Source organism: Microbacterium sp. BH-3-3-3 (genome assembly GCF_007679045.1).
Lineage (GTDB): Bacteria > Actinomycetota > Actinomycetes > Actinomycetales > Microbacteriaceae > Microbacterium > Microbacterium algihabitans.
In genome coordinates, this window is the sequence record NZ_VEFS01000005.1 from 196,165 (window position 1) to 208,499 (window position 12,335).

The window sequence follows — 12,335 nt, forward strand, 5'->3', positions numbered from 1 at the left end:
TCTTCAAAGGAGAACCCGTGGCGATGAACGCCCTGCCCCGCCTCGCCGGCGGCCAGCGCGACGACTGGCTCGCCGTCGCCGACGCGCTGCTCGGCGCCGCGCAGGAGCACGCGACGCCCGGCCACGGACGCATCCAGTTTCCCGGAGACGAGGGCGGCTACGGTCGCGACGTCGACGGCCTCGAAGGCTTCTCCCGCGTCTTCCTCCTCGCGGGCCTGCGCATCGCCGGTGCCGAGGGCCAGGGCGTCGACGACCTCATCGCCTTCTTCACGCGCGGCGTGCGCTCCGGCGTCGACCCCTCGGCCCCCGACCGCTGGGTGCGCATCGACGAACACGCGCAGGCCAAGGTCGAGGCGGCCTCCCTCGCCCTGGCGCTCGATCTCACCCGCCCCTGGATCTGGGACCGGTTCGACGAAACCACCCGCACTCGGGTCATCGCCTATCTCGCGCCCGTCGTGGGCGACGACACCTACCCGCAGACCAACTGGGTCTGGTTCCGCATCGTGGTCGAGACCTTCCTTCGCTCGGTCGGAGGCCCCTGGTCGGCCGACGACATCGCCGCCGACCTCGACCGGCACGACTCGTTCGTGCGCACCGACGGCTGGCTCGCCGACGGCGAAGAGCGCGCGTTCGACCACTACGTCGGCTGGGCGCTGCACGTCTACCCGGTGCTGTGGCCGCGCATGACCGGCGCCGCCGAGCTCGCGGGCGGCCGCACCACGGCAGACGTCGCGCGTCTCGATCGCTTCCTCCTCGACGCCCTGCACCTCGTCGGCGCCGACGGCTCGCCCCTGCTGCAGGGCCGCAGCCTCATCTACCGGTTCGCCGCCGCGGCGCCGTTCTGGGCCGGCGTGATGGCCGAGGTTCCCTCGACCAGCCCGGGGCGCCTGCGCGGAGCCGCCGCACGCATCATCGACCACTTCACCGGGAACGGGGCTCCGGATGCCGAGGGCGTCCTCACCCTCGGGTGGCACGGTCCGTGGCGCGCGCTGGCGCAGTCGTACTCCGGCCCCGGTTCGCCGTACTGGGCGGTCAAGGGCCTGCTCGGCATCTGCCTGCCCGCCGACCACCCCGTCTGGGCCGCAGCCGACGAGCCGCTGCCCGTCGAAGAGGGCGACGACCTGCGCGCGATCGACGCGGCCGGGTGGATCGTCTCGGGCACGCGTTCCGACGGCATCGTGCGCGTGTTCAACCACGGCACCGACAAATCGCTCCCCGGCGCGCGCACCGCGGACTCGCCCCTGTACGCCCGCATCGGCTACTCGACCGCCACCTCGCCCCTGCTCGACGACCTCGCGTGGACCGAGCCGCTCGAGCAGTCCGCGGCGCTGGTCGACGCCGCGGGGCGGGCCACGCACCGCACCGCGCTCGAACCCCTCGGCGTGCGCGTCGTCGACGGCGTGGGCATCGCCTCGAGCGTGTCGGACGTGCACTGGGTCGAGCCCTCGCCCACCGGCCACCGCCACGGTGCGGGGCTCGCGGGCGAGATCCGTTCGGCGGGCCGCATGAGCGTGCACTGCCTCGTGCGCGGGCCGTGGGAGATCCGCATCGCGACGGTCGACGAGCTCTCCGACGACCTCGACGCGTCGGATCTGCGCCTGCGCATGGGCGGGTGGCCGATCGCGGCCGCCGAGCCCGCGCACCTCACCTCGACCGGCGCCGCCGAGGCGCGCGCGAACGACCGGGTCTCCGGCATCCGGGCCCTGGTCGACGACGCGACCTCGCAGGTGGTGGTCCGCCGCGACGCCAGCCCGCTCGGTGTCGTTGCGGCCGTGCCGGTGCTGTCGTGGGACGCGCGCGTCGGCGTTCCCTTCGCGGCTCTCGTCTCGCTGGCCGCCGAGCCGGTCGAGACCGTCGCGACCCTCGACCTCGACGAGATCACCGGGACTGCGCTGGTGACGTGGCCCGACGGGCTGCGCACGCGCACCCCCCTCACAGACTCCGGAGCCTCCCGTAGGGCGCACCGGCACTCTCGGGCCCGAAGCGGCGCCCGGAACGCAATCGCAAAGGAGCAGCACGCATGAAGCGCAAGATCATCGTCGCGACCGGGGTGGGCATCGTCGCCGCCCTGTCGCTGACCGCCTGCAGCGGCGGATCGTCCGAGGCGCCCGCCGAGTCGGGCCCCGTCACCCTGTCGATGTCGGGCTGGAGCCTCAGCACGACGCCGGAGTTCCAGGCCCTCGCCGATAAGTTCCACGAGGAGAACCCCGACATCACCGTCGAGGTCAAGGAATACGACGCGACCAACTACGACACCCTGATGACGGCCGACCTCGCCGCAGGCACCGGCCCCGACATCATCACGCAGAAGAACCTCAAGTCGTTCATCACCTACCAGGCCGGCAACCAGCTGGCCGACGTCTCCGACGTGAGCCTGCCCGACGGCATCGGCGGCGCCGGCGCGTTCCAGGTCGACGGCGCGACGTGGGCGGTGCCCTACCGCCAGGACTCGTGGGTGCTTTTCTACAACAAGGACCTCTTCACCCAGGCCGGCGTCGCCGAGCCCGACGGTTCGTGGACGTGGGACGACTACGAGAAGGCCGCGAAGGAGCTCACCACCAAGCTCGGGGCCGCCGGCTCCGCAGCCCTCGGCACGTACCAGCACAGCTGGCAGTCCACCGTCCAGGGCTTCGCCAACGCGCAGACCCCCGACGTGAACATCCTCGACGGCGAGTACGACTACATGAAGCCGTACTACGAGCGCGTGCTCGACCTGCAGTCGGCGGGTGCGCAGGTGGAGTACAACACCGTCACCGCCAACAAGCTGACCTACCAGGCCGAGTTCGGCAAGCAGTCCGCCGCGATGATGCCCATGGGCACCTGGTACGTCGCGACCCTCATCGCCCAGCAGGCCAAGGGCGAGGCCGACGCCTTCTCGTGGGGCTTCGCGCCCATCCCGCAGTTCGACTCCTCGACGACGGGCACCTCCGAGACCCCGGTGACCTTCGGCGACCCGACCGGCTTCGCCGTGAACAAGGCGGCGGATGCCACCAAGCTCGCCGCCGCGAAGAAGTTCCTCGCCTTCGCCGCCGGTGAAGACGGCGCCCAGGTGCTCGCGGGTCTGGGCATCACCCCCGCGCTGACCAGCGACTCCGTCGCCGACACGTACTTCGCCGTCAAGGGTGCTCCGACCGACGAACTGTCGAAGTTCGCATGGTCGACGCACGACACCAAGCCGGAGAACCCCACCTCGGCCAAGACCGCGGCCGTGCAGAACATCCTGCTCGACCTGCACACCGCCGTGATGTCGGGGTCGACGTCGATCGACGACGCCATCAAGACGGCTCAGGACCGCGTGAAGAGCGAGGTCGGCGTCGGCTGACGCCACCCCCTGGTGGCCGGTCCGCTCCCGGGCCGGCCACCCCTGAGACCCCCTCGAGACCTGGAGACACCATGGCGACCATCGCCGACACCCGCAAGCGGGCGCCGAAGACCGGGCCGGACCGGCCGCGGAGCCGCTCCCGTCTGACGCTGCGCAGCACCCTCATCGGGTGGAGCTTCATCCTCCCCAACTTCGTGGGGTTCGCCGCCCTCACGCTCGTGCCCGTCGTGACGTTGTTCTACATGTCGATGACGAACTGGAACGTCTTCGGGTCGTCCGCGTTCGTCGGGATCGCGAACTTCCAGCGGCTCCTCGGCGACGGCAGCTTCCGCATCGCCCTGTTCAACACGCTGTACTACGCCGCTCTGCACATCCCGCTGACGATGATCGTCGCGCTGGGACTCGCCCTGCTGCTGAACAACAAGCTGCGCGGAGTCGCCTTCTTCCGCACCGCGGCGTTCTTCCCCTACATCACCTCTATCGTCGCGATCGCGGTCGTCTGGAACCTGCTCTTCAGCCCCGAGTACGGGCCCATCAACGAGATCCTGCGGTTCTTCGGCCTGCAGAACCCGCCGGGGTGGCTCACCTCGTCGGAGTGGGCGATGCCCGCCGTCGTCATCATCAGCACGTGGCGCGACATGGGCTACTACATGATCCTGTTCCTCGCGGGCCTGCAGACCGTGCCGCGCGAGTTGCACGAGGCCGCCCGCGTCGACGGAGCCAACGTCTGGCAGCGCTTCGTCAACGTCACGCTGCCGTGCCTGCGCCCGACGACCTTCTTCGTCACGGTGATGCTGACGATCAACTCGTTCAAGATCTTCGATCTGATCCTGGTGATGACCCAGGGCGGACCCGGCCAGTCGACCCTCGTGCTGTCGCAGTTCATCTACCAGAAGGGCTTCCAGGAGAACCAGTTCGGATACGCCTCGGCGGCCTCGATCGTGCTCTTCCTCCTCTGCATCGTGGTGACCCTGGTGCAGTTCTTCATCAACAAGAAGCGGGACGCCTGATGACCGACCTCCTCGTTCCCGACGCCACCCGCACGCTCGTCACCGCGGGGGCGAAGCCGCCGCGCCGTCGTCCCGTCGCGGGGGCGAAGCGCCCCGCGCGCCGCATCGGCCGCGTCATCGGCTACGCCGTGATGGTCCTCGCCGCGGTGGCGCTGCTCATGCCGTTCTTCTGGATGATCATGAGCTCGCTCAAGACGCCCAACGACGTCTTCAGCGCCCCCGTGAAGTGGTTCCCCGAGACGTGGGTGTGGAGCAACTACGTCGACATCTGGACGCAGTCCGGCATGCTGACGTGGATCCGCAACACGCTCGTGCTGGCGGTGGTCGTCACCTTCCTGCAGGTGCTGACCGGCTCGTTCGCCGCTTACGGGTTCTCGCGCATGCGCTTCCCTGGCCGCGACGTGCTGTTCCTCGTCTACATCGGCACGATCGCCGTGCCGTGGCAGTCGTACATGATCCCGCAGTTCATCCTGCTCTCCAACGCCAAGGTCTCGAACACCCTCTGGGCGATCATCCTGATCCAGGCGTTCGGCGCCTTCGGGGTGTTCCTGATGAAGCAGTACTACGACACCATCCCCGAAGACCTCTCCGAGGCTGCGCGGCTCGACGGACTGAGCGAATACGGCATCTGGGCCCGCATCATGCTGCCCCTGTCGGTCCCCGCGATCGCGAGCCTCACGCTGCTGACCTTCGTGAACACGTGGAACGACTACCTCGGGCCGCTCATCTACCTGCGCAGCCCCGACCTGTGGACCATCCAGCTGGGGCTCCAGAGCTTCGTGAGCACCTTGTACGACGCCAACTACGCCCTGCTGTTCGCCGGGCTCACCATGTCGGTCGTCCCGATCGCGATCGTCTTCCTCTTCGGACAGAAGTACTTCGTCGAGGGCATCGCGACCAGCGGAATGAAGGGCTGAGCCGTGCGCCGCATCTCTCACGACACGTACGCGAGCGTCTTCGCGACGGTCTACCTCGGGCTGATCGTCAACGTGATGCTGGCCGTCGCGTGCGCGCCATTCCTCATCGTCGCCATGACGACCGACCCCGCGGCATCCTGGCCGCTGCTGCTGCTGACCGCGCCCCTGTGCGCACCGGCGCTCGCGGGGGCCCTCACCGCGTTCCGTGCGCACGGCATGGGGGAGGGGCGCGTCGTGCGCGTCTTCTGGGCCGGATGGCGCCGGACCGCCGGCAAGTCGCTCGCAATCGGCGCTCTCGCCGCCATCGTGGTGACGCTGGCGCTGATCGACGTGCGCGCCGTCGCCACGGCCTCGTGGGGCGTGCTCGTCGTGCCGTTGTGCCTGAGCGTCGTGCTGCTCGCGCTGGCCGTCGCGCCGGTCGCGCTGACCGCCCTGGTCGAGGCTCCCGGCACGCCGCTGCGCGTGCTGCTGTCGACGGCCGCGGTGTTCGCCGTACGCCGCTGGTATCTCAGCGCCGTCAGCCTGCTGGTGCTCGCGGGGCAGGCCGTGCTCTTCACGACCTCCCCGGCGCTGGCCCTGGGCCTGACGGCCGCCCCCGCTCTCTACCTGGTGTGGGCCAACGCCCGCTTCAGCCTCCGTCCCGTGCTGCCGGCCGACGCCGCCGTGGCCGTCTGACCTGAAGGATCCCCCGATGACGACCTCCCTCCCCACCGCTCGCGTGGACACCGACCGCGCGATCGCGCAGGTGCTGGCCACGGTGCGGGCCAACATCGACGCCTTCGGCGCGCGATACCCCGACGACACGACCCGTGAGAACCGCTATCCGCTGCGCCCCGCCGTGCCCGGCTTCGCAGAGGGCGCGAACCGCGGCTGGACCACGAGCTTCTGGCCGGGCATGCAGTGGATCGCCTACGAGCTGACCGGCGACGACGTGTTCCGCGACGCCGCGCTCGGCCACGCCGCCGACTTCGGTCGCCGCGTGCGCGAGGAGGACGACCTCGACACCCACGACCTCGGCTTCCTCTACACGCTGTCGTGCGTGGCGCCCGCGCGCCTTCTCGACGACGCCGAGGCCCGCGCGAGCGCCCTGTCGGCGGCCGAGCACCTCATGACGCGCTACCTGCCCTCGGCCGGGATCATCCAGGCCTGGGGCGACCTCGCCGACCCCGCGCAGCGCGGTCGCACCATCATCGACAGCCTCATGAACATGCCGCTGCTGACGTGGGCGGGCGAGCAGACCGGCGACCCGCGCTTCAGCGAGGTGGTGTCCCGGCATACGGCCGAGCTGCGCACGCGCATCCTGCGCCCCGACGGCTCGACCTTCCACACCTTCTACTGGGACGCCGAGACGGGCGAGCCGCTGCGCGGAGCGACCGAGCAGGGCGCGTTCGACGACTCGTGCTGGGCGCGCGGACAGGCGTGGGGCATCTACGGCTTCGCGCTGAACCACCGCGCCACCGGCGACGAGGCGCTGCTCGAGGCCTCCCGCACGTGCGCCGAGTACTTCCTCTCGCACCTGCCCGCCGACGACGTCCCCTTCTGGGACCTCGTGTACAACGACGGCGCCGAAGCCCCGCGCGACAGCTCCTCGGGCGCGATCGCGGTGTGCGGACTGTTCGAGCTGGCCGAGGCCGACCCCGAGAACGCGCCCCGCTGGCGCGCGGCGGCCGAGCGCATCCTCACCTCGCTCATCGCCCACTACACCCCGGCCCGGGCCGACGACGCCGACACCGTGCTGCTGCACAGCGTCTACGACCTGCCCAAGAACGTCGGCGTCGACGAGGGGACCCTCTGGGGCGACTACTTCTACTTCGAGGCGCTCGCGCGCGCCTCGCGTCCCGACTGGCGGCCCGTGTGGTGAGGCTCGCGCGCATCGACGGCGGCGCCGGCGAGCGGTCGGTGGCCGTCGTGGCGGGAGCGACCGGCGACCACGTGCTCGACCTCGGCCCGCGACCGCTGAGCGAGCTCTTCGCCGAGCTCGACGGCATCCGGGATCTGATCGAGACGACGGATGCCGAGACCCTGCCGACCCTCGACCCCTCGAGCCTGCGCGCGCCGGTGCGGCCGCGCATCCTCGCCTGCCTCGGGTACAACTACCGCGGTCACGTGCCCGACGGCGTCGACCCGACCACCGACGACCCGGCCACGCCCGACGTGTTCGTGAAGACGGCGAACACGCTCGGCGGGCCGAACGATCCCGTCGTGGTCCCCGCCGTCGCCGACGACGTCGACTACGAGGGAGAGGTGGCGGTGGTCATCGGGCGCCGCGCGCACGCCGTGCCGCTGGCCGAGGCGATGTCGTACGTCGCCGGGTACACCGTGCTCAACGACGTGTCCGACCGCTCGTGGCAGCGCAAGCAGAGCCAGTGGGCGCTGGGCAAGTGCTTCGACGGCTTCGCGCCCCTCGGCCCGTGGCTCGTGACCGCCGACGAGGTCGACCCGCAGGACCTGCTCGTCGAGGTCGTGCGCGACGGGGTCGTGACCGTCTCGCAGTCGACGGCGACGACCATCTTCTCGGTCGCCTTCGTCGTGCATCACCTGAGCCAGGTCATGACCCTCGAGCCCGGCGACGTCGTCTCGACGGGCACGCCGCAGAAGCTCCCTGACGCCCAGGAGGCGCACCGGCCCCTCGCCCCCGGCGACGCGGTGACCGTGCGCATCTCGGGCCTCGGCGAGTTCACCACCACCTTCGTCGCACCCCCGGGAGACTCCGCATGATCCTCGACACCTTCCGCCTCGACGGCCGCGTCGCCGTCATCACCGGTTCGAGCCGCGGGCTCGGCCAGGGCGCGGCCCTCGCGCTCGCCGAGGCCGGAGCCGACCTCGTGCTGATCGACCGCGGCGACGCCTCGCACACCGCCGAGCTCGCGCGCGGCCTCGGGCGGCGCGTGCACACGGTGCAGCGCGACTTCGCCACGGCCACGCCCGCCGAGCTCGCCGCCGCGATCGACGAGGCCGCCGATGCCCTCGGCCGTGTCGACATCCTCGTCAACAACGCCGGCATGATCCGTCGCGCCCCCGCCGCCGAGCACGCGACGAGCGACTGGGACGAGGTCATGGCGGTCAACGTCGACGCGGTGTTCCACCTGTCGCAGGCCGCCGGTCGCCGCATGATCGACCAGGGCTGGGGGCGCATCGTCAACGTCGCCTCGATGCTGTCGTTCCAGGGCGGCATCCTCGTCCCGGGCTACGCGGCGAGCAAGCACGCGGTCGCGGGGCTCACCAAGGCGCTGGCGAACGAGTGGGCGGCATCCGGAGTCACCGTCAACGCGATCGCCCCGGGCTACATGGCCACCGACAACACCGCGCCCATCCGCGCCGACGTCGATCGCGAGGCGTCGATCCTCGCCCGCATCCCCGCCGCCCGCTGGGGCACCCCGGCCGACCTGCAGGGTGCCTTCGTCTTCCTCGCCTCCGATGCCGCCGCGTACGTCACCGGCGCGGTGATCCCCGTCGACGGCGGGTGGCTGGTCCGCTGACGCGCGCCGCCGCCCGCCCCTTCCACCCCCGATCCAGGAGATTCGCATGACCGCCTCCATCCCCCAGCGCTACGCCACCCACCCCGAGCAGATCCCCGGCATGGACACCGCGCAGCTGCGCGAGCGCTTCCTCATCGACGACGTCTTCGTCGCCGGCGAGGTGCGCCTGACGTACACCCACCACGACCGCATCGTGCTGGGCGGAGCGGTGCCCGCCGGCTCGCCCCTGCCGCTCACGGGCTACCCCGAGATCCGCAGCGAGTACTTCCTCGAGCACCGCGAGCTCGGCATCGTCAACGTGGGCGGCGCCGGAACCGTCACCGCCGACGGCGAGGTGTACGAGCTCGTCACCGGAGCCTGTCTGTACCTCGGTCGCGGCATCCGCGACGTGGTCTTCGCCGATGGGGCGGATGCCGCGGGCGCGCAGTTCTACCTGTTCTCGGCCCCCGCGCACACGGCCTACCCCGCCGCCCTCGTCTCTCCGGGCGAAGGCACGGTCCGCGAGCTGGGCGACCAGCTCACGAGCAACCGCCGCACGCTCAACCAGTACATCCACGAGAACGGCGTGAAGAGCTGCCAGATCGTGATGGGTGTGACGCAGCTGCATCCGGGATCGATGTGGAACACCATGCCGGCCCACACCCACGACCGCCGCACCGAGTGCTACCTCTACTTCGACCTGCCCGAGGAGGCGCGCGTCGTGCACCTCATGGGCGAGCGCGAAGAGACGCGTCACCTCATCGTCGGCGACCGCCAGGCGATCATCTCGCCGAGCTGGTCGCTGCACTCGGGAGTCGGCACCGCCGCGTACTCATTCGTGTGGGCGATGGCGGGCGAGAACCAGTCGTTCGACGACATGGATGCCGCGCCCATCACCGACCTGCGCTGATGAGTCCCGTGCTGCTCGCCGTCGGCGAGACGATGGCGATGCTCGCGCCCGCCGACGGGGCGGGAGTGGTCGAGGCGACCGGCTTCCTCGTCGACGCGGGCGGAGCCGAGTCGAACGTCGCCGCGCACGCCGCGGCCCTCGGCGTGACCGCACGCTGGTGGAGCCGCCTGGGCGCCGACGCGCTCGGCGACCGCGTGCTGCGGCAGGTCGCGGGTCGCGGTGTCGACGTCTCGCTCGTCGAGCGCGACGCGGCGCACCCCACCGGGCTGTACGTGAAAGATCCGGGGCGCGGGGTGAGCTATTATCGGCGGGGCTCCGCGGCGTCGTGCTTCTCGAGGGCGGATGCCGCGACCCTGGCCCTCGACGGCGTCGACATGCTGCACGTCTCGGGCATCACCGCCGCGTTGTCCGACACCGCGCGCGACTTCCTCGACGCCGCGATCGGCCGGGCGCGCGACGAGGGCGTCACCGTCAGCTTCGACGTGAACCACCGCGCCGCGCTGTGGTCGGCGGCCGAGGCCGCGCCCGTGCTGCGTGCCCTCGCCGCTCGGGCCGACCTCGTGTTCGTCGGCCGCGATGAGGCCGAGGTGCTCTGGGGTACTCCCACCGACGCCGACGTGCGCGCGCTGTTCCCGGAGATCGCCGAGCTGGTCGTGAAGGACGGCGACGTCGGCGCGACGGTGTTCGCGGGCGAGGAGCGCGTCTTCGTCCCCTCGCTGCCCGTCGAGGTTCTCGACGCCGTGGGAGCGGGTGACGCCTTCGCCGGGGGATACCTCGCCGCGCGGGCGACCGGCGCCACGGCATCCGATCGCCTCCGCTCCGGCCACGAGCGCGCCGCGCTCACCCTCCGCACCTACGGCGACTCGCTGCACGATGCCGCCCACCCCGACAGGACGCCCGCATGACCCCTCCCGATGCCACCGCCGCCTGGTTCGACGACACCTTCGCCTCCGCCCCGCTCATGGCGATCCTGCGGGGGATGGGCCGCGAGCGTTCGCTCGCGCTCGCCGCGACCGCGTGGGACCTCGGCATCGACAACGTCGAGGTTCCCCTGCAGACCCCCGCCGACGAAAAGGCCCTGCGCGCGGTGTGCGCCGCGGGAGCCGAGCGCGGGCGGATCGTCTGCGCCGGCACGATCATCGACCCCGCGCAGGTGCCGATCGCCGTCGCGGCCGGTGCGCGCTACCTCGTCTCGCCCGGGCTCGACCCCGCCGTCGTCGCCGCGGCCCGAGCGCACGGCATCCCGATCCTCCCGGGCGTCGCGACCCCCAGCGAGGTGCAGCTCGCCGTCTCGCTCGGGCTGCGCTGGCTCAAGGCGTTCCCCGCGACCTGGCTGACCCCGGCGTGGTTCCGCGTGATCCGCGGACCCTTCCCCGACGTGCGGTTCGTCGCGACGGGCGGTCTCGACGCCGGCAACGTCGCCGACTACCTCGACGCCGGGGTGCGCGTGGCGGCCGTGGGCTCGGCCCTCGAGGACTCCTCGCAGCTGCCGCGCCTGGCCGCCCTGCTGTCGCCAGCCGCCTGAGCCCTCGTCCTCTGGCATCTCGCGCACATCCGTGCAAGCCCGTCCCTCGGCGGCGTCGGCGGGAGAAGATTGACCGTCCGCAACGATCCCCCACTGAGGAGACCCATGCACGTCAACGCCTACGCGGCGTCGTCCGCGACCTCACCCCTCGAGCCCACGACCATCGAGCGCCGCGACGTCGGCCCGAAGGACGTCCTGATCGACATCGCCTACGCCGGCATCTGCCACTCCGACATCCACACCATCCGCGGCGAGTGGGGCGACGTGCCCTACCCCCTGACCGTCGGCCACGAGATCGTCGGCACGGTCGCCGAGGTCGGTTCCGAGGTCACCAGCCACAAGGTCGGCGACCGCGTCGGCGTCGGCTGCATGGTGAACTCCTGCCGCGAGTGCGAGAACTGCCTCGCGGGCGAGGAGCAGTACTGCGAGAAGGGCAACATCGGCACGTACGGCGCGAAGGACGTCGACGGCACGATCACCCAGGGCGGCTACAGCGAGAAGATCGTCGTCGACGAGCACTTCGTGCTGCGCGTTCCCGAGTCGATCCCCTACGAGAAGGCCGCGCCGCTGCTGTGCGCCGGCATCACGACCTACTCGCCGCTGAACCACTGGAACGCCGGCCCCGGCAAGAAGGTCGCCGTCGTCGGCCTCGGCGGGCTCGGCCACATGGCCGTCAAGATCGCCCACGCCATGGGCGCCGAGGTCACCGTGCTCTCGCAGACTCTCAGCAAGAAGGACGACGGCCTGAAGATGGGCGCCGACCACTACTACGCGACGAAGGACGACGAGACCTTCGAGAAGCTGAAGAAGAGCTTCGACCTCATCATCAACACCGTCAGCGCCCCGCTCGACCTCAAGCAGTACCTGGGCCTCCTCGCCCTGAACGGCACGATGGTCAACGTCGGCGCCCCGCCGGAGCCCCTGCCCATCCAGGTCTTCACGCTGTTCACCAACCGTCGTTCCTTCGCGGGTTCGTCGATCGGCGGCATCCGCGAGACCCAGGAGATGCTCGACTTCTGCGCCGAGAACGGCATCGCGCCCGAGACCGAGCTCATCTCGGCCGACCAGATCAACGAGGCCTACGAGCGCGTGCTGAAGAGCGACGTGCGCTACCGCTTCGTGATCGACGCGAAGACCTTCGCCCCCGCCTGATCCCGGCTTCGGCCCCGGATGCCACGGCCCCGACGTTCTCC

At 71.0% G+C, this 12,335-nt stretch carries 12 protein-coding genes; all 12 read left to right on the top strand.

The window, feature by feature from the left end; genetic code table 11:
- The first annotated feature begins 23 nt into the window (after positions 1 to 23).
- The 12 genes from FS769_RS14490 (at position 24) to FS769_RS14545 (ending at position 12,294) form a co-directional block, all read left to right on the top strand.
- Positions 24 to 2,024 carry a DUF2264 domain-containing protein gene (locus FS769_RS14490; protein ID WP_144834722.1) on the top strand — a complete coding sequence of 667 codons (2,001 nt, stop codon included), beginning with the start codon at positions 24 to 26 and terminating at the stop codon, positions 2,022 to 2,024.
- Positions 2,021 to 3,322 (top strand): ABC transporter substrate-binding protein, encoded by a 1,302-nt coding sequence (locus tag FS769_RS14495; RefSeq protein ID WP_144834608.1) that lies wholly within the window; start codon positions 2,021 to 2,023, stop codon positions 3,320 to 3,322. The genes FS769_RS14490 and FS769_RS14495 overlap by 4 nt, the downstream gene beginning before the upstream one ends.
- 71 nt (positions 3,323 to 3,393) lie before the next feature.
- Complete coding sequence (locus FS769_RS14500) at positions 3,394 to 4,332, top strand: carbohydrate ABC transporter permease (RefSeq protein WP_144834610.1); 939 nt, start codon at positions 3,394 to 3,396, stop codon at positions 4,330 to 4,332.
- Positions 4,332 to 5,249 carry a carbohydrate ABC transporter permease gene (locus FS769_RS14505; RefSeq protein ID WP_144834612.1) on the top strand — a complete coding sequence of 306 codons (918 nt, stop codon included), beginning with the start codon at positions 4,332 to 4,334 and terminating at the stop codon, positions 5,247 to 5,249. The genes FS769_RS14500 and FS769_RS14505 overlap by 1 nt, the downstream gene beginning before the upstream one ends.
- 3 nt (positions 5,250 to 5,252) lie before the next feature.
- Positions 5,253 to 5,924, top strand: coding sequence for a ferredoxin-NADPH reductase (locus FS769_RS14510; RefSeq protein WP_144834614.1), 672 nt, complete (start codon positions 5,253 to 5,255; stop codon positions 5,922 to 5,924).
- A 16-nt stretch (positions 5,925 to 5,940) separates the two neighbouring features.
- Positions 5,941 to 7,110: a glycoside hydrolase family 88 protein gene (locus FS769_RS14515; protein ID WP_144834616.1), complete on the top strand. Its 1,170-nt coding sequence runs from the start codon at positions 5,941 to 5,943 to the stop codon at positions 7,108 to 7,110.
- Complete coding sequence (locus tag FS769_RS14520) at positions 7,107 to 7,967, top strand: fumarylacetoacetate hydrolase family protein (RefSeq protein ID WP_260979773.1); 861 nt, start codon at positions 7,107 to 7,109, stop codon at positions 7,965 to 7,967. The genes FS769_RS14515 and FS769_RS14520 overlap by 4 nt, the downstream gene beginning before the upstream one ends.
- Positions 7,964 to 8,728: a 2-dehydro-3-deoxy-D-gluconate 5-dehydrogenase KduD gene (kduD, locus tag FS769_RS14525; RefSeq protein ID WP_144834620.1), complete on the top strand. Its 765-nt coding sequence runs from the start codon at positions 7,964 to 7,966 to the stop codon at positions 8,726 to 8,728. Before FS769_RS14520 ends, kduD begins: the two co-directional genes overlap by 4 nt.
- 46 nt (positions 8,729 to 8,774) lie before the next feature.
- A complete protein-coding gene (gene kduI / locus FS769_RS14530) occupies positions 8,775 to 9,617 on the top strand; it encodes a 5-dehydro-4-deoxy-D-glucuronate isomerase (protein ID WP_144834622.1) in 843 nt (280 codons plus the stop codon).
- Positions 9,617 to 10,522 (top strand): sugar kinase, encoded by a 906-nt coding sequence (locus tag FS769_RS14535; RefSeq protein WP_144834624.1) that lies wholly within the window; start codon positions 9,617 to 9,619, stop codon positions 10,520 to 10,522. Before kduI ends, FS769_RS14535 begins: the two co-directional genes overlap by 1 nt.
- Entirely contained in the window at positions 10,519 to 11,142 is a 624-nt protein-coding gene (locus FS769_RS14540) for a bifunctional 4-hydroxy-2-oxoglutarate aldolase/2-dehydro-3-deoxy-phosphogluconate aldolase (protein WP_144834626.1), read from the top strand. The genes FS769_RS14535 and FS769_RS14540 overlap by 4 nt, the downstream gene beginning before the upstream one ends.
- A gap of 105 nt (positions 11,143 to 11,247) precedes the next feature.
- On the top strand, positions 11,248 to 12,294 hold the full coding sequence (locus tag FS769_RS14545; protein WP_144834628.1) for an NAD(P)-dependent alcohol dehydrogenase: 1,047 nt from the start codon (positions 11,248 to 11,250) through the stop codon (positions 12,292 to 12,294).
- Positions 12,295 to 12,335 lie beyond the last annotated feature (41 nt).

Coding starts and splice junctions, on each gene's coding strand:
- FS769_RS14490 (WP_144834722.1), top strand. CDS start 24: ATGAACGCCCTGCCCCGCCTCGCCGGCGGCCAGCGCGACGACTGGCTC.
- FS769_RS14495 (WP_144834608.1), top strand. CDS start 2,021: ATGAAGCGCAAGATCATCGTCGCGACCGGGGTGGGCATCGTCGCCGCC.
- FS769_RS14500 (WP_144834610.1), top strand. CDS start 3,394: ATGGCGACCATCGCCGACACCCGCAAGCGGGCGCCGAAGACCGGGCCG.
- FS769_RS14505 (WP_144834612.1), top strand. CDS start 4,332: ATGACCGACCTCCTCGTTCCCGACGCCACCCGCACGCTCGTCACCGCG.
- FS769_RS14515 (WP_144834616.1), top strand. CDS start 5,941: ATGACGACCTCCCTCCCCACCGCTCGCGTGGACACCGACCGCGCGATC.
- kduD (WP_144834620.1), top strand. CDS start 7,964: ATGATCCTCGACACCTTCCGCCTCGACGGCCGCGTCGCCGTCATCACC.
- kduI (WP_144834622.1), top strand. CDS start 8,775: ATGACCGCCTCCATCCCCCAGCGCTACGCCACCCACCCCGAGCAGATC.
- FS769_RS14535 (WP_144834624.1), top strand. CDS start 9,617: ATGAGTCCCGTGCTGCTCGCCGTCGGCGAGACGATGGCGATGCTCGCG.
- FS769_RS14540 (WP_144834626.1), top strand. CDS start 10,519: ATGACCCCTCCCGATGCCACCGCCGCCTGGTTCGACGACACCTTCGCC.
- FS769_RS14545 (WP_144834628.1), top strand. CDS start 11,248: ATGCACGTCAACGCCTACGCGGCGTCGTCCGCGACCTCACCCCTCGAG.